This window comes from Stenotrophomonas sp. SMYL20 (genome assembly GCF_036320045.1).
In the GTDB taxonomy this organism is placed as follows: Bacteria; Pseudomonadota; Gammaproteobacteria; order Xanthomonadales; family Xanthomonadaceae; genus Stenotrophomonas; species Stenotrophomonas maltophilia_A.
Window position 1 is genome coordinate 128,074 of sequence record NZ_JAWIRT010000009.1, and the last position, 20,404, is coordinate 148,477.

Below are 20,404 nucleotides of genomic sequence, written 5' to 3' on the forward strand. Positions count from 1 at the left end.
TCGAACCCGTTACTGCAGCCGCTCCAGCGCGCTGCGGACCCACGCCGCGGCGCCTTCAAGGCTCTGGAACTCTTCCACCGCGCGCACTTCGCAGCACGGATAGGCCGGCGCGACCATGCGCGCCAATGCGTTGCCCGGGCCCAGCTGCAGAAATACCCGCGCGCCACGCTCGAAGGCCTGGCGCATCACCTGCGCCCATTCGATGGTCTGCACGAGCTGCGCCGACAGCGTGTGGACTGCCGTTGCGCGATCCCGCACCGGTCGCGCATCGATGCCGGCCAGCAGCGGCAGGCGTGGGGCCTGCAGTGGCGAGGCGTCGAGTGCGGCAGCGAACGGTGCGACCGCCGCTGCCAGCAACGGTGTGTGTGCAGGCACGTGCACCGGCAGTGGACGGATGTCCGCACCCTGCGGCCGCGCGGCATCGGCCAGCCGCTGCAATGAGGCGTGCGTGCCGCCCACGATGAAATGGTCCTGCCCGTTGGCGATGGCCACGTGCGCTCCGTGCAGATCGCACAGCGGCTGCAGTACATGGCGTTCCAGGCCAAGCACTGCCTGCAGGCCTGCATCGGCGGGGCTGGCACTGTCCATCAACAGCGCGCGCTGCGCAGCCAGGGCAAGGCAGGTGGCCGCATCGACGCCGCCGGCGATGGCATGTGCGGCCAGCTCGCCGATGCTGTAACCCGCGATCACCGTCGGCGTTGGCAATATCTCGCGCAGGCCCTGCCAATGCGCCAGGCTTGCTGCGCACAGCAGTGGTTGCGCCCGCACATTGTCGAAGCGATCGTCGGCCGCCGCAGCGGCGAATGCATCGCGGCCGAGCAGTTCGCTCGTGGCATCGAGCACCGGCCGCGCGGCAGCCAGATCGCGCACGCGATCGAACATCGCCGCGTGCTGCGCGCCTTGGCCAGGGCAGAGCAGGGCCAGGCTCATGCCTGCTCCTGCTGCAGCAGGAACACGCTGCAGGCCAACAGGTCTGCGCTGCCGCCCGGGCTCAGCCTGCGCATGACGAAGCCGTCACCGATGCGACGCAGATGTACCTGCCAGTCCGGCGCGAAGGTGCCACCGGCGTCCAGGAAGGTGCGTGCCTGCCGCTGGGCCCAGCGCAGGCCGTCGGCGCCGCCGCGGTGCAGCAGGTTGAGGTCATCCACGCACGCGATCAGCTGCATCAGGGTCTGGCACATCGCGGCCCCGCGTGGCAGGCCGCTGGCCAGTGCGTGGCGCAGGGCAGGCAGTGCCACTTCGCGCAGCAGCGGGTAGCCGGCGGCCGCTTGTTCGCGCACACCTTGCACGCCGTGCCGTGCACGCGCGCGCTGGCCAGGGCTGTTCGCATCCAGAGGCGCGTCGGCGAGCTCGGCCGCCCAACGGCGCACTTCCTGGCAGACCTGCTCGGCTGCGGCGACACGGCCCGCGCGGCCCCAGCAGGCAGCGGACGCGGCCACCAGCAGGCCAAGGCTGAAGATCGCACCGCGATGGGTGTTGATGCCCGCAGTGGCGTGCAGCATCGATATCTCGGCGGCGATGCCATGCCGGCGCAGCGTCTGGAACGGCGCCGCGCTGGCACCGGCGTCGGCCACGGCGATGAAGTAGTGGCGCAACGCGAACAGGCTGCGCAGGAAGGTGCCGGCATCCATGTCGTGGTGGCTGCCGCGATCGAACGGTGTAACCAGTCCCGGTTTGGGGGCAAGGGCCAGTTCGGCGTGCAGGCTGGCGATGGCAAGGCGCCCCAGGCGCGCGCTGTCCACCGCCGGGGTGGACCGGGCGACGCGCTTCACGACAGCGTTCATGCGACAACTCCAGTGGCGTTGAACAAGGCCTCGCGCAGTTCCAGAGCGGCACCATCAATGCGTTTGACCAGTACTTCGCGGCTGCGACCGGCGTATTCGCGCCAGTTCACCGCGCCACCATCCACCAGGCACAGTTCGCCATCCACGCGATGCCCATAGGCGCTTTCCCAGTGCTGCAGGCGTTCGACCAGCAGGTCGGCCTGGCGCGCGTCATCCACCTGCCACAGCAGGTCGATGTCCGAGCGCGGGTGCACATAGGGCAGTCCGGTGAGGTGCTGCCATGCGAAGGCGCCGAATACGCGGGCTGGTGCAAGCCGCAGCATTGCCTGCAACGCCGCCTGCCAATCCGCCGGAACGCCGCCGGCGAGAACGTGATCCAAGGCAGGGGGAGGTTGCAGCTGCTGGACGACCTGCAGGGCCACGCGCAGCGCCAGCCGTTGCTTGCCTTCGCTTGGCGGTAGCGGTACCCCCAGGCGCAGCCGAGGGTCGGGGTCGTCCGCCGCACAGCGCGCCACCATGGCCGGCAGGCCCTGCGCGAACCACGCTGCCAGGCGTGGTTCCTGTGCAGTCACGTCAGCCCGCCAGTCGGCATCGGCCGACAGCCAGGCCAGCGTGTGGCGGGCGGGCCGCTCAGGCATCGCCGTGGGCCACCGCAGATGAAACCCCTGCCGCCAGGGCACGGCCGCCGCGATGTGCGCCGCGTGCGGCACGCAGGTCGCCTTCGGCGGGCGTGCGCAGCGCCTGCAGCAGGTGCTGGGCAAGATCGCCCTCCCACAGCGATTCCACCGCACCCATCGCCACGTAGTTCTCCACGCCCGGCGCGAACACCGGCGAGGTCTGGCTGAGTGCCTGCAGTTTCTCCAGCGGTTGCTTGGTCACCCGCGCCATCGCGCGCAGGTCCATCACCCGCACCTGTGCATCGGGCAGGGCGTGGATGTGGTCGGCCATCAGGCCGAACGACAGAAAGCCGCCGCTGACCGACTCGCCATAGACCAGGGTCACCAGCCGCGCACCGCGTCGGCGTGCCAGATCCAGCGTCTGCGCCAAGTGAGCGAAACAGCCGTTGATGCCAAGCAGTTCGTCACGCCGCGCCAGGCGCTGGCCAGCGGTGTCCACCAGCATCACGATCGGTCGCTGTGGAAGCGCGGCGGTGCTGGCAAGCACGGTTTCGGCCAGTGCCAATGCGTGGTCCACGCCGACTTCGAGTTTGTCGGCGGTACCGATCACGGTCACCTCGCCATCCTCGGTGGTGGCGCTGCCGGTCAGCACCGAATCGTTCACGGCAATGGCATGCCCATGCGGGAACAGGGCATCGAGCAGGGTCTGCAACGGCATGCTCATGGCAGGCTCCGGTCGGCGGTGGCGATGAGGAATTCATCGGTGTCGAGCAGTGGCAGGCGTTCGGGGTGGGCAATGCCCAGCCGCGCCCAGATCTCCAGGCCATCGCGACAATCGCTCCAGGCCTGCACGCGCGCCTTCAATGCCAGATGGCGTTCCTGCAGCGCGGCCAGTGCAGTATCCGGATCGGTGCTGCTGGTCTCGGGCTGCAGCGCGTTGCTGGCCGCCTGCGCGAAGGCCTCGATGGCATCGGGCACCAGCACCTGTGCCTGGTCGATCAGGTAGCGGTGCTTGCCTCCCGTTACGCGCCAGACCAGCGCGCGATCGCGGGAATCGAACTCTTCCACGCCGCGCACGGTTTCGATCACTTCCGGGCCGGACAGCGACAGGCGCCCCTCTTCGGACATGATAACCGTGCTGCAGCAGCGGGCGACGATGCCCATGCCGCCGAAGGCGCCGTTGCCGCTGCCGATCAGCGCGATCACCGGCACACCCGCTGCACGCGCATCCAGCGTGGCGCGCATGATCTCGGAAATGGCGATGAGCCCTGCATTGGCTTCGTGCAGGCGCACGCCACCGGTATCGAGCAGCAGCAGCACACCGTCAGGTCGGGTTTCCGCTGCACGGTGCAGCAGCCCGGTCAACTTGGCGCCGTGCACCTCGCCCACGCCGCCGCCCATGAATTCACCCTGTTGTGCGGCCAGCAGCACGCGTCGGCCGCGCAGTGTGGCTTCGCCGACAACGATGCCGTCGTCGAACGCCGCGGGCTGGTCGAGCTGTGCCAGGTGCGGGCTCATCATCCGCCGCGCCGGGCCGAGGAATTCACGGAACGAGCCGGCGTCGATCAGCCCGGCGATGCGCTCGCGTGCATCGGCTTCGTAGTAACTGTGGCGCTGCGTCCGGTTCATCGTGGATCTCCAGCAAGCAGGGTTTCCACCGCCTGGTCCAGGCGCAGGCTGACTACCGCCGGGGTTGCGCCGGCATCGTTGATCGAGATGCGCACATCGCGCAGCGAATGGCGCTGTGCGAAATCACCGATCACCGCCTCCCAGACGCGGCCAAAGCCCTGCGCGGCGGTGATGATGCGCACCGTCATCGCGCCGTCCAGTGCGGCCGGTTCCAGCAGGATTTCCAGGTTGCCCGAGGCCAGTACGCCGACCAGCACTGCATCGCGCGGGAACTGCACCGCCGTGTGTCCTTCGAATCGATAGTCGAGGGTTTCCATGCTCAGCCCCTTACCAGTTGCGGAAGCGCTTGGGCGGGTCGTACAGGCCGCCGGACCAGCGCACCAGGTCCTTCACCGAACGCGCCGCAAGCAGGTCACGGCTGGCATCGCGCACGGAGATGCCGAGGTCATCGGGACGGCGGATCACGCCGCGGTCGCGCAGGTTCTCCACCATCGCGCGGTCGCGCCCCATGCCCACGGCGGTATAGCCGGACACGCCGCGGATCGCCTGTTCGCGCTCTTCAGGGGTGCGGCACAGCAGCAGGTTGGCGATGCCTTCTTCGGTCAGTACATGGCTGACGTCGTCGCCATAGATCATCACCGGTGGCAGCGGCATGTCCGCGCGCTCGGCCAGCTCCCAGGCGTCCAGCCGATCGACGAAGGCCGGTGCCATGTGTTCGCGGAAGGTTTCCACCATCTGCACCACCAGCTTGCGGCCACGCGGCATCTCACCGGGGCGTGCGGCCTGCTGACCGGCCTTGACCCAGGCCTCGCTGGCATGGCGGCGGCCACGTGCATCGGAGCCCATGTTCGGTGCGCCACCGAAGCCGGCGATGCGGTCGCGCGTGGCGGTGGAGCTGTTGCCCTGCAGGTCGATCTGCAGGGTGGAACCGATGAACATGTCGCAGGCATACAGGCCGGCGGTCTGCGAGAACGCGCGGTTGGAGCGCATCGAGCCATCGGCACCGGTGAAGAACACATCGCTGCGTGCGGCGATGTACTTCTCCATGCCCAGTTCGGAACCGAACGAATGCACCGATTTGACGAAGCCCGATTCGATCGCCGGAATCAGTGCGGGGTGTGGATTGAGCGCCCAGTGCTGGCAGATCTTTCCCTTCAGCCCGAGCGATTCGGCGTAGGTCGGCAGCAGCAGCTCGATGGCCGCGGTGTCGAAGCCGATGCCATGGTTGAGGCGGTTCACGCCGTACTCGGCGTAGATGCCCTTGATCGCCATCATCGCCATCAGCACCTGGATCTCGGAGATCTGCGCCGGGTCGCGGGTGAACAGCGGCTCGATGTGGTTCGGCTTCGGCGCCTGCACCACGAAGTTGACCCAGTCAGCAGGGATGTCGACGCGGGGGAGGGTGTCGACGATCTCGTTGACCTGGGCGATGACGATGCCGCCACCGAACGCGGTGGCCTCGACGATGACCGGGGTGTCTTCGGTGTTGGGGCCGGTATAGAGGTTGCCGTGGCGATCGGCGGCCTGCGCGGCGACCAGCGCTACGCGGGGCGTGAGGTCGATGAAGTAGCGGCCGAACAGTTCCAGGTAGGTGTGGATGGCACCGATCTGGATGCGCCCTTCGGCCACCAGGTTGGCCAGCCGCACCGATTGCGGGCCGGAGAACGAGAAGTCCAGTTTCGAGGCGATGCCGCGTTCGAACACATCCAGGTGCGAGGGCAGCGACAGCACCGACTGCACCATGTGCAGGTCATGCACCCGCGCGGGATCGAGGTCAGCCAGGCACTGGGCGAGGAAGTCGGCCTGCTTCTGGTTGTTGCCTTCCAGGCAGACCTTGTCGCCCGGCTCCAGCAGTGCGTGCAGCAGCTCGCCCACGTCGGTGGCGGCGACCTCACGTCCCCGGGCCCACGGCGCGGCACGTTCCAGGCGGGCCTGGCGGCTGCGTTCCAACGTATCCCAGCTCGGGTTCATCGACCGGCTTCCGATTGGTGTCGACGTAATTACGGCATAATTACAGTCGGGCATGCAACCCGCACTGCAGCAAAAAGCAGGACCCGCGCGAAGGCGGGCCCATTCAGATTGAAATGGAGGATGACCCGCATCGATCGGGGTAGTGCCGGGGGGGGGGGGGGGGGGGCGGGGCGGGCGGGGGGGGGGGGGGGGGGCCCCGCCCCCCCCCCCCCCCCCCCCCGGGGGCGGCCCCCCCCCCCCCCCGCCACTACCGTTTCTGGTGGCTCAGAACTTCCAGCGCAGGCTGGCCGACACGAAGCGCGGTTCGCCGTAGTTGTTGTAGTCCAGATTCGCCCAGTAGGTCTTGTCCAGTGCGTTGCGCACGCTCAGGGTTGCCGTCCAGTTGTCGCTGATGCGGTAGTTGGCGTTGAACTGCACCAGCATGTAGGCCGGCTGGTTCACCGTCACCGTGCCGCCCAGCGGGTAGGCGATGTTGTAGCCCTGCACCTTGCTCTGCCACTGCACGCCACCGCCAACGCTCAGGCGTTCCAGCGCACCGCGCAGCTGCAGCTGGGTGTTGAGCTGCAACAGATCCTTCGGCGGGTTGGCGTACAGCAGATCGGTGGCGGCGCGGGTGACCTTGACGTGGGTGTAGCCGGCATTGACCATCCAGCCCGGCAGGATCTCGCCATTGACGTCCATCTCCCAACCGCGCGCCTTGGTGCCGTTGACGCCGACGTAGGCGGAGGTGCCATCGCTCAGCGAACCCTCCGGCACGCCCATGTCACGCACCGCGTAGTTGTCCTGCTTGGCTTCGAACACGGCGGCATTGGCGGTCAGGCGACCATCGAACCACTGCGTCTTGATGCCCGCTTCCAGGTTCGAGCCCTGTACTGGCGCCAGCAGGTTCTCGTTGCGGTCCTTGAAGTTCTGCGGGTTGAAGATCTCGGTGTAGCTGGCGTACGCCGAGACGTTCGGCGTGATGTCGTAGACCAGGCCCACGTACGGGGTGACTTCATCACTCACCTTGTATGCACCGCTGGTGCCGGTGTAGGCGCCTGCGGCGTTGTAGGAGCGGCTGAGGGTTTCCCAGCGGCTCAGGCGTGCGCCGGCAATCAGCGACAGCGGATCGGCCAGGCGCAGGCGGGTGGCCAGATAGACGCCACTCTGTGTGGTCTTGGCCACGCGGCGCGCGCCGGTACGGCGGTAGGTGACCTCGGAGATGTCGCCGTTCCAGCTGTACACGTTGGGAATGTAGTAGCAGCGTTCGCCGCCGCAGCGTGCCCAATCGTTCGGGAAGTTCAGCGCCAGGGTGTTGGTGGTGCCTTCCAGGTCCGACCACTGTGCGCCGAGGGTCACATCGTGGTCGCGGCCGAACAGATCGAAGCTGCCGGTCAGGTAAGCATCGACGTTGCGCCGGGTGTCCTTCGAATCACCGGCGGCCGCGCGCAGGAAGATGCCCGAGCCGGTCACCGGGTCCGGGTTGCCGGTGCCGTACAGGCGCACATTCTGCACGTTGCCGCGGGTGTAGGCGGTGTTGATCTTCAGCAGCCAGTTGTCGCCGAAGCGCTGTTCCAGGTTGGCGAAGGCAGTGTTGCTCTCGCGCTTCCAGTAGCTCCACTTCGGCGACAGGTTGGTCGAGCGCGGCAGGTGCGCGAAATTGCCCTGGTTGTCGAAGAACGGCACGGTGCCCCAGGTCGAGCCGGTCGGATTGTTGTCCTGGCTCTGGTAACCGAGGGTGATCGTGGTGCTGTCGGTGACGTCGCCTTCCAGCACCGCCATGCCGGCCATCTTGTTCTCGTCGTAGCGGTCGTAGTACAGGCCACGATCGGTATAGGCGGCGACCACGCGGCTGCGGAAACGGCCGTCATCGGTCAGCGGCGCGGTCACGTCCGCCTCCATGCGCCGATAGTCCCAGCTGCCGGCGCTGACCGCGAACGAGGCATCGAACTCCTCGCCCGGCCGCTTGCGCAGCAGATTCACCGTGGCCGACGGCACGCCGGCGCCGCTGAGCAGGCCGTTGGCACCGCGGATCACTTCGATGCGGTCGTAGAAGGCGGTGTCGTATTCCTGGTTGGTGGAACCGCTGTAGGTCGGGATGCCGTCGACCTGGAAGTCAGTGATGGCGAAGCCGCGTGCGTAGTACAGCGGGCGCTGGGTGTCATAGAAGGACACGCTGACGCCGGTGACGTTGCGCATCACGTCGTTGATGCTGAACAGCGATTCGTCCTGCAGGCGCTTCAGGCTGATCGCAGTGGCCGACTGCGGGGTTTCCTGCAGTGTGATCGGCAGGCGGGTGGTGCTGGATGGCGGAGCGGACTGCTCGGCACGGACGCTGACCCGGTCCAGGGTCTTGGCATCGGATGCATCGGCGGCGGCCTCGGCGAACGCCGGAGACGCGACCAGCGCGAGCGAAGAGAGCAGGGCAGCCGGCAGCAGCGCACGGCGGGGCAGGCGGTTACGGAACGTCAGGGACATGGTGGGTTCGAAGCTCGGAGACGGGAAGGGGGCGGCAACAGTCGTCCAGCACCCGGGGCGGCGGCTTCGGGCACATCAGGTCCATCTGGGAGGGGCGCGGTCACTGCGCAGGGCGCAAATGTAAATAATTCTTAACAACATTACAATTCGCGTCATTGTGCATAGGATTCGCGGCGCCGGGCATCGCTTTCTGCAGCAGGGAGCGGCCCAAACGCGAACGGCCACCCGAAGGTGGCCGTCCGTGTCTGCTGCAGGGAATCTGCCAGGCTTACAGCGCCTGCAGTTCCTCGTTGGCGTTGCGCTTTTCCTTGGCTGGTGCCGGAACGGCTGCCGGCACTACCGCCGGGGCCGGAGCCGCCGCATTGGCGTCCACCGGCACCTCCAGGTACGGCAGGCGCAGGGTCTGGCTGGTCAGCGTGCGGATCTCGTTGACCAGCGCGGCGTTGTCGTTGAGCTTGCGCCCGTACGACGGCACGATCTCGCGTAGACGGGTTTCCCAGCCCGCCTTCATCTGGTCCGGGAAGGCCTTGGCCATCAGGTCCAGCATGATCGGCGGCGAGGTCGACGCACCCGGCGAGGCGCCGAGCAGGGCGGCGATGGTGTGGTCCTTGTCGGTCACGATCTCGGTACCGAACTGCAGCACCGGGCCCTTCAGCGGATCACGCTTGATGATCTGCACGCGCTGGCCGGCGGTGACCAGCTTCCAGTCGCCCGGCTTGGCATTGGGGAAGTACTTGACCAGTTCGGCCTGGCGATCGGCATCGTTCAGGCGTGCCTGGGCCATCAGGTACTGCACCAGGTCCAGGTTGTCCTTGCCCACTTCCAGCATCGGGCCAACGTTGTTGTGGGTGACCGAGGAGTACAGGTCCCACCACGAGCCGTGCTTGAGGAACTTGGTGCTGTACAGCGCGAACGGCCCGAACAGGACCACCGGCTTGCCGTCCAGCTTGCGCGCATCCAGGTGCGGCACCGACATCGGCGGCGAACCGGTTTCGGCCATGCCGTAGGCCTTCACACCGTGGCGCGAGGTCACGTCCTGGCCCTGGAAGGCGAGGAACTGGCCACCGACCGGGAAGCCGGCGTAGTCCTTCGATTCCGGAATGCCGGACATCTGCAGCAGCTTCAGCGCGGCGCCACCGGCACCGATGAACACGAAGCGGGCGTGGGTGGTGGACTCGGTTCCGGCCTTGAGGTCCTTCACGGTCACGTTCCAGCTCTTGTCAGCGTTCTGCCGCAGCGCGCTCACTTCGTGGTTCAGGTGCAGGCTGAAGTTCGGGCTGCGCTGCAGGCCGGTGGTCAGCTGGCGGGTGATCACTCCGAAGTTGACGTCGGTGCCCAGCGGCATCCAGGTCGCGGCGACCTTCTGCTTCGGGTCACGGCCTTCCATCAGCAGCGGTGCCCACTGCTTGATCTGTGCCGGATCCTCGGAGTACTGCATGCCGTAGAACAGCGGGTTCTTCACCAGGGCCTGCTGGCGCTTGTGCAGGTAGGCGATGTTGTCATCGCCCCAGACGAAGCTCATGTGCGGGGTCGGGTTGATGAAGTCGCTGGGCTGGCTCAGGCGGCCTTCCTTCACCTGGTGCGACCAGAACTGGCGCGAGACCTCGAACGATTCGGCGATGCCGACCGCGCGCTTGGTCTCGATGCTGCCGTCGGGCAGTTCGGGGGTGTAGTTCAGTTCGGCGAAGGCCGAGTGGCCCGTGCCGGCGTTGTTCCAGCCGTCGGAGCTTTCACCGGCGACGCCGTCGAGGCGTTCGTAGACCTGGATGTTCCAGTCCGGCTGCAGTTCCTGCAGGTAGGTGGCCAGGGTGATGCTCATGATGCCGGCGCCGACCAGCACAACGTCGACGGGCTTGTCGTTGCTGGCGGCGGGCACCGAGCGCTGGGTCAGCGGCCAGTACAGGAACAGCGCGGCGGCCAGCAACAGCAGCACGAGCAGGGCGAGCAGGGCCTTGCCAAATTTCTTCATGGGGGCGGGATCGTTGGCGGAGGGGAAGGGGTCAGGATGCGCGTGGGGCAGGGAAAGGGCGTGAAGAAACAACGCCTTGCGCCATCCATCCGCGATTCTAACCGGATCCGGTCCGTTTTTGATGCAACGCAGCATCCGACGTTTCGCGGCCCCGTCACGTGAGCGGCGGGCCCAAGCCTGGCGATCGTAGCCCCAGTAGCGCCAGGCCATGCCTGGCGACGCCTTCAATCAGACCAGCTCCAGAATCTCGTCACCGGCCTCATCGATCTCCCCGGTCGGGCGCCAGCCCAGGCGCCGGTAGAAGCCATGCGAGCGCGAACGCGGGTCGGCCGAGCACGCCAGGAACAGCCGGGTATGGCCCGCATCGCGGGTCAGGCTGACCACTTCCTGCAGCAGCTGCCGACCGACGCCACGGCCTTCGTAGTCCGGCAGCAGGGCCAGCACCAGCACTTCGCCGGTGTCGCGGTCGGCGAAGCAGTAACCGGCCATGCGCTCCCCTTCCCAGGCGACGCGGCCGATCGAATCGCCCTGGGCGATGCCGGCCGCCCAGCTTTCCGGCGTGATGCCCAGCTCCGCCAACTGCGCGGCACTGAAGGCGTTCTCGCGGGTGCGCCCGCGCAGGTCGATGCAGGCGGCGGCATCTTCGGGGCGCGCATCGCGGACGAATACAGGCATGCAGGGCATCCTTGCAGTGATCGGCCGACCAGTATCCGCATCACGCATGGACCCGGTGTGGAGACTTCGTGGAGATTGGATGGAGCAAAAAGGGGACGGAGGGGATTAAGTCGTCTTTGCCCAGAATGTCGTATGGGCCTTAAACGACTTAATCCCCTCCGTCCCCTTTTTTGCGGGGCTGCCTCAGCGCTTGCGCCGCACCAGCGCTGAGGAGGCGTCCAGCACGGCGCGGGTCAGCAGGGCCATGGTCTGGACGTCACCCTTCCAGTGCTGCCAGTACAGCGGCACGTCTTCCCACGCGCGCTGGCGTACGTAGACCAGGCGGCCGGCGTCCAGGTGCCGCTTGACCAGCGGCAGCGGGTTCATGGTCCAGCCCATGCCGCCCAGGTTGGCCTGCACAAAGGCGCGGGTGGAGGGAATCCACCAGGTCGGTGCGGTGCTGGGCAGGTCGTCGCCGGCCATGCGCCGGGCAAAGCGCGACTGCATTTCGTCCTTGCGGTTGAACACCAGCACCGGCGCCTGCGCCAGCGCCTGCGCGGTCACGCCCTTGGCAAAATGGCGTTCGCGGAATTCGGGGGTACAGGTGGCGGCGTAGCGGATGCTGCCCAGCGCATGGATCTGGCAGCCCTGCACCGGCTCGTCCAGGGTGGTCACCGCGCCCAGCACGGTGCCCTGGCGCAGCAGTTCGACGGTGTGGTCCTGGTCCTCCACGCGCAGGTCCAGGGTGGTGCCGGTGCTCTGTGCGAACTGCGAGGCGGCCTGCGGGAACCAGGTTTCCAGGCTGTCGTGGTTCACCGCCACCGGGATGCTGGCCTGCGGCAGGTCTTCGTCAGCCAGGCCCATCCGGTGCAGGGCGTCGTGCTCGAGCAGGGCGGTCTGCTCGGCCAGCTGCACCAGCACCTGGCCCTCGGCGGTGGCGGTGGCCGGGGTGCCGCGCTTGACCAGCAGGCGACCGACCCGGTCCTCCAGTGCCTTGACTCGCTGCGAGATGGCCGAGGGCGTGACATTCAGCGACTGCGCGGCGCGGTCGAAGCTGCCTTCGCGGATCACTGCGGCGAGGGCGCGCAGCTGGGCATGGTCGATACGCATCGAATTAAGTTCCGCTAATGTTGGTTTAGGAAGTTTAGCTCGTCTTTTTCATGTTGCGGCGCGACAATGGCGCCCGTTCCGGTGCTGTCCGCCTTCGCGAGGCACCGTCCCCCCAAGCAAGCAAAGGCAGTGAATCCCATGTTCTCGGTCATCTCCGCCAGCACCGGCCTCGGTGCCTGGTTCTCTGGTGCAGCTACCGGCATCGGCCTGTTCGCCGTGGTCGGGGCCCAGAGCGCCTTCATTCTGCGCCAGGGCATCCTGCGCAAGCACATCGTGCCGGTGGTTGCCACCTGTGCGGCCATCGATGCGATCTTCATCTTTGCCAGCGTGGCTGGCCTGCGCACGCTCACTTCGGCGCTGCCGTGGCTGACCACCGCCGTGCTGTGGACGGGCGTGGCGTTCCTGGCCTGGTACGCCATGAAGTCGGCACGCCGTGCGATTGCCGGTGGCGGCGGCATGGGCGAGGCTGACAGCGACGACGGCAGCCGCCGCGCGGTGCTGATGGCCGCGGTCGGCTTCTCGCTGATCAACCCGCACTTCTGGCTGGACATGATGGTGATCGGCTCGATCGCCGAGAACTTCGGCAACGCCCGCATGGCCTTCGCCGCCGGTGTGGTGACTGCCAGCTGCCTGTGGCTGACCGCGCAGGGCCTGGGCGCACGCCTGCTGGCGCCGCTGTTCACCAAGCCCAGTACCTGGCGCGTGCTCGACGGCACCATCGCCGTGATCCTCAGCATCCTGGCCCTTACGTTGGCGGTGCGCGGGGTCCACTGACCCGGCGCACGCCCCCCGAACCCACGTCCTGACTCTCTCTCCAAGGTAGTGGTAACGACGGCACCGGCAACGGTGCCGTCGTTTTTTCTGCCGATGTGGCGCGGCAAACGGTCACGTGCCTAGAATCGTGCATCCGGACAGGGTGTCCGGTTTTCCATGGGGGAAGGATGCGCAGGATTGTGCTGGCTGTACTGTTGGGCGCGGTTGTGGGTGGGGCATCGGCCGCAACGCTGGACCTGGATCGCTATCTGCGGCAGGAGTCGTTTACCGACATCAAGATTTCACCAGGGGGCGAGTACATCGCCGCGACGGTTCCGCTGGAGGCGGGAACCGCATTGGCGATCTACCGCATTGCCGACATGAAGATGGTCGGCAGCTTCCGCCCGCCCCGCAACGATCACGCCCACACCTTCGACTGGGTCAGCAACGAGCGGCTGCTGGTGGGCATGGCACAGAAGTTCGGCGTGCTGGACCGGCCGACGCCGACCGGCGAACTGTTCGGTATCAATGCCAACGGCAAGGGGGGCGAGCTGCTGGTGGGGTACCGGGTTGCCGACCAGAGCCTGGGCACCAACATCAAGGTCAAGCCGGCAGGCCTGGTGGCCGCCTACCTCAGTGATGAGCTCAAGGACGATGACCGCAACGCGCTGGTGACGGTGATCCCGCTGGTCGGCAGTTCGCATGCGCAGGTCGAGCGCATGGACGTGATCACCGGTCGCCGCAACGCCGTGGCGCGCGCTCCCATTCCCGATGCGGACTTCACGACCGATGAGCAGGGCGAGGTGCGTTTCGCACGCGCTGTCGTTACCGATGGCACGCAGAAGCTCTACTACCGCACGGGCAGCAACAGCGACTGGATCCTGCTCAATGATGAATCCCTGAGCAAGCGCATCGAGGCGCCGCTCGGCTTCTCGGCCGATGGTCGGCTGGCGTACCTGCAGGTCGAGCAGGCAGATGGACCTGATGCCATTGTCAGCTGGGACCCCCAGAGCAATGAACGACGCACCGTGCTGCGCGATGGGAGTGCCGACCCGGCGCGCATCATCCGGCGCCCCGGCAGCCGCGTGCCGGTCGGGGCCCTGTTCCTTGGCAGTGCGCCGCGAACGGCATTCTTCGATGACGCCTCGGACGACGCTCGCCTGTACCGCAGCCTCGAAGCCGGCCTGGGCGGAGCGGTCTACATCACCTCCAGCACGCGCGATGGCAAGACGGTGCTGGTGGAAACCTGGTCAGGCAGCAATCCGGGCGATTTCTATCTCTATGACACGGTTGGCAAGAGTGCACGGCACCTGATCAGCCGCAGTGACTGGATCGACCCCGCGCTGGCGGCGGAGGTGCGTCCGATCAGCCTGACGGCCCGTGATGGGCGTCCGCTGCATGGCTTCCTTACCGTCCCGCATGGCCGCGAGGCCCGTGCGCTGCCGATGGTGGTGGTGCCGCACGGAGGTCCGATCGGTGTTGCCGACCAGGGCACCTATGACACCGAGACACAGATGCTGGCGGCGGCAGGTTACGCGGTACTGCAGGTGAATTTCCGCGGCTCTTCCGGCTATGGCCGGGCCCACATGCAGGCCGCGCGAAAGCAATGGGGGCTGTCGATGCAGGATGACGTCACCGATGCCACGCGTTGGGCGATCGAACAGGGCGTGGCCGACAAGAACCGCATCTGCATCTATGGGGCCAGTTACGGTGCCTATGCGGCGATGATGGGGGCGGTGCGCGAACCGGGCCTGTACCAGTGCGCGGCCGGCTACGTCGGCATCTACGACCTGCCGTTGATGTACGCCCGCGGAGACATCCAGAGCGATGAGTCAGGCCTGGCCTACCTGCGGAACTGGCTGGGATCGCCCAAGGATCTGGCAGAGCGTTCCCCGGTGAATCTGGCCGCGCAGGTGCGGGTGCCGGTATTCCTGGCCGCGGGTGGCCAGGATCAACGTGCGCCGATCGTGCACAGCGAACGCATGGAAGCTGCGTTGAAGAAGGCCGGCACGCCGGTGGAAACCCTGTACGTCAAGAATGAAGGGCATGGTTTCTATTCCCCTGCCAACCAACGTGCGTACTACAGCAGGTTGCTGGCCTTCCTCTCGCGCAGCCTGGGGGGGCAGGTGGCCGGGCAGGCCGCACCTGCGGAGAAGAGCAGCGCGCCCTGAACAAGCCGGGGGCGGCGGATGATCGATCCGCCGCCCCCGGAGTTCGCCTGCATCGGGCTTACTTGACCCCGTGCATCATCTTCTTCAGCAGCGGCGCGGCGATGAAGGCGGCCAGCGCACAGCCCAGGCCGATCCACATCAGCAGCCAGAACAGGTGCGCATAGGCACCGGCCGCGGCCACCATGTCCAGCGATTCGCCTTCGGGCACTTCGATCGCGGCCAGCTTGCCGAACAGCGCCGCCAGCGTTTCCGAGAACGCGGTGGCCAGGAACCAGGTGCCCATCATCAGGCTCATCACCCGCGGCACGGCCAGCTGGGTCACCGCCGACAGGCCGACCGGCGACAGGCACATCTCACCGCTGGCCAGCAGGAAGTAGGCCAGCACCAGCCACCACACGCTGGCCATCTCGCCGGTGGCGCCGACCTGCTGTGCGGCCAATGCCAGCGGCACGAACGACAGCGCGCCGATTACCAGGCCCCAGGCCGATTTGACCGGCTTGCCCGGTTCCCAGCCGCGGCGGTCCATCCACGTCCACAGTGCGGCGAAGGCCGGCGCCAGCAGCACCAGGAACAGGCCGCCGAGGTAGGTCAGTGAGCCGGCGGTCTGCGGAATCACCAGGCAGTCGCGCACCAGCAGCACCAGCATCAGCACGACGATGGCGGCGAAGAACGTTCGCGGCGCAGATGAGCCCGGACGGCGCTCGGACAGCCGCGCGCTGACCACGAAGCCCAGCGGTGCCAGCAGCAGCGAGATGATCGACCACGGCAGCGGGGTACCGCCGGTGATCACCAGCGAGGGCACGATGTCCTTGGTCAGCAGGCGGTCGGTGAAGGTCACCCAGGAGCCATACGACTGCTCGTACATCGTGAAGAACACCAGTGCCATGAAGATCAACACCATCAGCGCGACCATCTGCTGGCGCTGCACCGGCGTGCACTTGCTGCCGGTGAACCAGGCGAACCAGACCAGCACGCCGCCCAGCACCACCAGCATCAGCATCAGTGCCAGGCTGATTTCACCGCCCAGCGCGAACGCGCCGTTGCCGGCCGCCCACATCAGCCAAGCCACCGGCAATACACCGAGCATCGCGCACAGATAGATGAGCCATTCGCGCGGCAGGCCCAGCACCTTCTGCTTCAGCGCGGCCGGCTGTGGCGGCTCGGCGTGGCCCTGCAGGTACTTCTGGCCCCACAGGAACATCGCCAGGCCGGCCAGCATGCCGATGCCGGCCGCACCGAAACCGTACTTCCAGCCATAGGCCTCGCCGAGGAAGCCGCACACCAGCGAAGAGAACAGCGCGCCGAGGTTGATGCCGGCGTAGAACAGCGAGAAGCCCGAATCGCGGCGCGGGTCGTCCTTGGCGTACAGCTTGCCGACGATGGTGGAGATGTTCGGCTTGAGGAAGCCGACGCCCATGATGATCAGCGCCAGCGACAGGTAGGTCACCGCCAGTGCCGAGGTGTCGCGCACCACTTCGCCGTTCACGCGATACGCGGCGTGGCCTTCGAAGGCCATGCCGAGGTGGCCGAGCACCAGCAGGATGCCGCCGAACAGCACCGCCCGGCGCATGCCCAGCCAGCGGTCGGCCAGCATGCCGCCGAACACCGGGATGCAGTACACCAGGCCGCCATAGGCACCGAGCAGGTCCAGGCCGGCCTTGTCGCCGAACAGGTGGTACTTGGTCAGGTACAGCAGCAGCAGCGCCTTCATGCCATAGAAGGAGAAGCGCTCCCACATTTCGGTGAAGAAGCAGACGTAGACGCCCTTGGGATGGCCCAGGAAATCGTCGGAAGCGATAGCGGTGGAATTCATCGCGGAATTATAGGCCTGTGGCCCGATCCGCTTTCAGTAGATCCACGCCATGCGTGGATTGCCGGACTGGCCTGGGCGATCACAGGTACCGCAACCACGCCAGATCGCGCCGTCGCGCCTTGAACCGCGCGAACGCCCGCGTCGGCGGGTACAGCACCACCGCCAGCGCACAGGCCACCAGCAGCAGGCCGGCCACAGAATCCAGTGCGTACAGATCACCGTGTGTCGGCCCCCAGATCGCCAGCGCGGCCAGGTACAGCCCCTTCAGCACATACAGGTGCAGCAGGTAGAAGAACATCGGCGCGGCGCCGACATCGGCCAGCGGGCGCAGCGCACGCGCCAGTGGCGGCCATTCGTACAGGCGCAGCAGCAACAATCCCACGCCCAGGGTCAACAGCAGGAACTGCAGCGACGGCGGGTACTTGGTGATGTTGAACACGCTCATCCAGGTGCGCAGCGTGCTGGTCTGGTACTGCCACGGTGCATCCCCGTACTGGTTGGCGAACCGCAGCAGGGCGAACAGGGCCAGCGCGCCGACGCCTGCGCACAGCAGCCAGCGCTGGCGTTGCGCGGGGTCGCGGTCGCGGGCGAACCACGGCCCCATCAGGTAGCCCAGCGCGATCACCCCGATCCACGGCAGCACCGGGTAGGAAGTGCGCAGGCGCAGCGCGCCGGCCTCGATCCAGTCGCGCTGGTGCAGTACTTTCCACAGCATCGCCAGCAGGCCGTGGCCCTCCACTCGCACGCCGTCCAACAGGTTGTGCCCGGCCACCACCGCGACTGCCAGCACCAGCAGGGCCGGGCGCGGCAGCCACAGCAGGCCGGCCAGCGCGATCATGCTCAGCCCGATGGCCCAGATCACCTGCAGGTACAGCGTTTCCGGCGGCAGCTGGAAGGTCCAGGCGAAATTCACCAGGGTCAGTTCCAGCACGACCAGGAACAGCCCGCGCTTGAGCAGGAACGTGGCTGTGGCCCGGCGCGGATCCGCCTGGCGCTGGCCGTACAGCCAGGCCGACAGCCCGGTCAACAGGACGAACACGGGCGCACACAGGTGGGCCAGCAGACGGCAGGCGAACAGCGCAGGGGAGACCGTCGATGCGTCCATCGGGTCGCTTACCTGATGCTGCAGGAAGAAGGTCTCGCGCACGTGGTCCAGCAACATCAACAGCATCACGGTGCCGCGCAGCTGGTCGATGGAGGCCAGGCGAGGGGAGGGGGAAGGGGGCATGCGATGCAGTAACAGCAAGGTAGCATTAAGATATAACATATCATTTGCTCTGCGCCCAGCCGGACTTTGCCGGGTCGGTCGATTGCCGGTCCACGTACTGGCCCATTGCGCTGCAGCACACGCCCCCATCCTTTGGCACGCTGGACTTGATCTGCCCTGAACGCTAGCGTGGCAGGGATTTTTTGCCAGCAGGGGCTTCCATGAACCACGACGCTGCGCCCAAGCAGCTCACCTTCCGCGCAGTGGCCCTGGCCATCGTGCTGGCGGTGGTGCTGTCGGCCGCAAACGCCTACCTCGGTCTGTTCGCAGGCCTGACCATCGCCACCGCCATTCCCGCCGCGGTGATTTCCATGGGCGTGCTGCGCCTGCTGGGCGGTGGCTCCATCCTTGAAAACAACATCGTGCAGACCGGCGCCTCGGCCGGTTCGTCGATCGCCGCCGGTGTGATCTTCACCATCCCGGCGCTGGTGATCATGGGCTACTGGCCGGACTTCAAGTACTGGTGGGTGCTGGGCATCGCCGGCCTCGGTGGCCTGCTGGGCGTGCTGTTCTCGGTGCCGCTGCGCCGTTCGATGATCGTTGAAGACCCGCTTCCGTTCCCGGAAGGCAAGGCCGCGGCCGAAGTGCTCAAGGCCGGTGAGAACCCGGGCCCGGGCCTGAAGATCCTCGGCCTGTCGGCAGTCATCGGTGCCTTCGTCAAGCTGGCCGCGGAAAGCGGCATGCGCCTGATTCCCGACGCCTGGGCCACCTCGGCCTACGTCGGCAGCTCCAAGGTCACCGCCTTCATCGGTACCAACCTGTCGCCGGCACTGCTGGGCGTGGGCTACATCGTCGGCCTCAACGTCGGCATCGTGGTGGTGTCCGGTTCGATCCTGACCTGGCACATCGCCATTCCGATCTACCAGGCGTTCTTCATGAACACCGATCCGGGCCTGGCCGCCTCGGTCGCTACCGCATCCTCCACCGAGGCGGCGTTCGCCATCTGGGGCGCGAAGATGCGCTACCTGGGTGTCGGCGCGATGCTGATCGGTGGCATCTGGACCCTGATCTCGCTGCGCAAGTCGCTGCTCAATGGCGTCAAGAGCGGCTTTGCCGCCGCCCGCAAGAGCGGTGGCCCGGTGCTGGCGCACACCGAGCGCGACCTGCCGATGAAGTGGATGCTGGTGGCCCTGGTGGTCTTCGTGCTGCCGCTGCTGGCCCTGTACCAGGCCATCGTGGGCCAGTGGCACGTGTCGATCCCCATGACCATCATCATGATCGTTGCCGGCTTCCTGTTCGTGTCGGTCTCGGCCTACCTGGCCGGCTTGATCGGTTCGTCCAACAACCCGGTGTCGGGCATCACCATCTCCACCATCCTGTTCGCCTCGGCCGTGCTGGTGGTGCTGTTGGGCGCCGATGGCCTCAAGCCGGTCGGTGCCGGCGGTGCGCCGCTGGGCGCGGTGGCGGCGATCATGATCGGCGCGGTGGTGTGCTGCGCCGCAGCGGTTGGCGGTGACAACCTGCAGGACCTCAAGGCCGGCTATATCGTAGGTGCCACCCCGTGGAAGCAGCAGCTGATGCTGGGCATCGGTGCCTTCTCGTGCGCGCTGATCATGGCCCCGGTGCTGAACCTGCTGGCCACCGCCTACGGCATCGGCGTGAAGTCCGAGCTGCACCCGAACGCGCTGGCTGCGCCGCAGGCCAACCTGATGGCCTCGGTGGCCAAGGGCCTGTTCGGTGGCGAACTCCCGTGGACCTTCATCGGCATCGGTGCCGTGGTCGGTGCCGCCATCATTGCCTTCGACAGCTGGCTGAAGTCGCGCAACGCACGCTTCCGCGTGCCGGTGCTGGCCGCCGCCATCGGCATCTACCTGCCGCTGGAGCTGATGGTGCCGATCTTCCTCGGCGGCCTGATCGCCCACCTGGTCGAGCGCTTCCACAAGGTGCGCGCCGATGACGAAGAAGGCCGCGACCGCGTGCACAAGCCGGGCGTGCTGTTCGCTGCGGGCCTGATCACCGGTGAGGCACTGATGGGCATCGCCATCGCGATTCCGATCGTGGTCAGCAGCCGCGCCGACGTGCTGGCCGTGCCGTTCCACCTGCCGGGCGCGCAGTGGATCGGCCTGGCCGTGCTGTTCCTGGTGGGCTGGCTGATTTACCGCACCGGCAAGTACACCAAGGCGTAAGGGACGGGTAGTGCCGGGGGGGGGGCGGGCGGGGGGCGGGGGAAAGGAAGAGAGGGGTGCCAGCCCGCCAGCCGGCCCGAGCA

At 67.1% G+C, this 20,404-nt stretch carries 16 protein-coding genes; 3 read left to right on the forward strand and 13 right to left on the reverse strand.

All coding sequences use genetic code 11. The features are described 5' to 3' along the window. Positions 1 to 9: 9 nt before the first annotated feature. The 11 genes from mdcH to V3B48_RS09025 form a co-directional block, all read right to left on the reverse strand. The gene (gene mdcH, locus V3B48_RS08975; RefSeq protein WP_329893564.1) at positions 10 to 930 is read right to left on the reverse strand and encodes a malonate decarboxylase subunit epsilon; all 921 of its coding nucleotides are present in this window, start codon (positions 928 to 930) and stop codon (positions 10 to 12) included. Further along, a complete protein-coding gene (gene mdcB / locus V3B48_RS08980; protein WP_049422771.1) occupies positions 927 to 1,784 on the reverse strand; it encodes a triphosphoribosyl-dephospho-CoA synthase MdcB in 858 nt (285 codons plus the stop codon). Before mdcB ends, mdcH begins: the two co-directional genes overlap by 4 nt. Next, on the reverse strand, positions 1,781 to 2,422 hold the full coding sequence (mdcG, locus tag V3B48_RS08985; RefSeq protein WP_329893565.1) for a malonate decarboxylase holo-[acyl-carrier-protein] synthase: 642 nt from the start codon (positions 2,420 to 2,422) through the stop codon (positions 1,781 to 1,783). Before mdcG ends, mdcB begins: the two co-directional genes overlap by 4 nt. Then, positions 2,415 to 3,119 (reverse strand): biotin-independent malonate decarboxylase subunit gamma, encoded by a 705-nt coding sequence (mdcE, locus tag V3B48_RS08990; protein ID WP_329893579.1) that lies wholly within the window; start codon positions 3,117 to 3,119, stop codon positions 2,415 to 2,417. Before mdcE ends, mdcG begins: the two co-directional genes overlap by 8 nt. Before the next feature lie 2 nt (positions 3,120 to 3,121). After that, a complete protein-coding gene (locus tag V3B48_RS08995; RefSeq protein ID WP_285302460.1) occupies positions 3,122 to 4,030 on the reverse strand; it encodes a biotin-independent malonate decarboxylase subunit beta in 909 nt (302 codons plus the stop codon). Continuing rightward, on the reverse strand, positions 4,027 to 4,347 hold the full coding sequence (gene mdcC, locus V3B48_RS09000) for a malonate decarboxylase acyl carrier protein (protein WP_032127616.1): 321 nt from the start codon (positions 4,345 to 4,347) through the stop codon (positions 4,027 to 4,029). The genes V3B48_RS08995 and mdcC overlap by 4 nt, the downstream gene beginning before the upstream one ends. Before the next feature lie 10 nt (positions 4,348 to 4,357). Then, complete coding sequence (gene mdcA, locus V3B48_RS09005; RefSeq protein WP_032127615.1) at positions 4,358 to 6,001, reverse strand: malonate decarboxylase subunit alpha; 1,644 nt, start codon at positions 5,999 to 6,001, stop codon at positions 4,358 to 4,360. Positions 6,002 to 6,265: 264 nt separating this feature from the next. Beyond that, positions 6,266 to 8,458, reverse strand: a complete 2,193-nt coding sequence (locus V3B48_RS09010; protein WP_329893566.1) for a TonB-dependent siderophore receptor — start codon at positions 8,456 to 8,458, stop codon at positions 6,266 to 6,268. 268 nt (positions 8,459 to 8,726) lie between these two features. Continuing rightward, the gene (gene mqo / locus V3B48_RS09015) at positions 8,727 to 10,427 is read right to left on the reverse strand and encodes a malate dehydrogenase (quinone) (RefSeq protein ID WP_032127613.1); all 1,701 of its coding nucleotides are present in this window, start codon (positions 10,425 to 10,427) and stop codon (positions 8,727 to 8,729) included. Between the two features lie 228 nt (positions 10,428 to 10,655). Beyond that, the gene (locus V3B48_RS09020; protein WP_032127612.1) at positions 10,656 to 11,102 is read right to left on the reverse strand and encodes a GNAT family N-acetyltransferase; all 447 of its coding nucleotides are present in this window, start codon (positions 11,100 to 11,102) and stop codon (positions 10,656 to 10,658) included. 183 nt (positions 11,103 to 11,285) lie between these two features. Continuing rightward, positions 11,286 to 12,191, reverse strand: coding sequence for a LysR family transcriptional regulator ArgP (locus tag V3B48_RS09025; protein WP_010483397.1), 906 nt, complete (start codon positions 12,189 to 12,191; stop codon positions 11,286 to 11,288). A gap of 138 nt (positions 12,192 to 12,329) precedes the next feature. Here V3B48_RS09025 and V3B48_RS09030 point away from each other — a divergent pair, with 138 nt between their 5' ends. Further along, on the forward strand, positions 12,330 to 12,965 hold the full coding sequence (locus V3B48_RS09030; protein WP_005408523.1) for a LysE family transporter: 636 nt from the start codon (positions 12,330 to 12,332) through the stop codon (positions 12,963 to 12,965). Positions 12,966 to 13,132: 167 nt separating this feature from the next. Then, positions 13,133 to 15,115: a S9 family peptidase gene (locus V3B48_RS09035; RefSeq protein ID WP_329893567.1), complete on the forward strand. Its 1,983-nt coding sequence runs from the start codon at positions 13,133 to 13,135 to the stop codon at positions 15,113 to 15,115. A 58-nt stretch (positions 15,116 to 15,173) separates the two neighbouring features. Here the strand turns inward: V3B48_RS09035 and V3B48_RS09040 are convergent, their stop codons facing one another. Beyond that, entirely contained in the window at positions 15,174 to 16,928 is a 1,755-nt protein-coding gene (locus V3B48_RS09040) for an oligopeptide:H+ symporter (protein WP_032127610.1), read from the reverse strand. Positions 16,929 to 17,007: 79 nt separating this feature from the next. After that, complete coding sequence (locus V3B48_RS09045) at positions 17,008 to 18,156, reverse strand: heparan-alpha-glucosaminide N-acetyltransferase domain-containing protein (protein ID WP_329893568.1); 1,149 nt, start codon at positions 18,154 to 18,156, stop codon at positions 17,008 to 17,010. A 200-nt stretch (positions 18,157 to 18,356) separates the two neighbouring features. Between V3B48_RS09045 and V3B48_RS09050 the strand changes: the two genes are divergently transcribed. Next, positions 18,357 to 20,321 (forward strand): oligopeptide transporter, OPT family, encoded by a 1,965-nt coding sequence (locus tag V3B48_RS09050; protein ID WP_125893769.1) that lies wholly within the window; start codon positions 18,357 to 18,359, stop codon positions 20,319 to 20,321. Positions 20,322 to 20,404 lie beyond the last annotated feature (83 nt).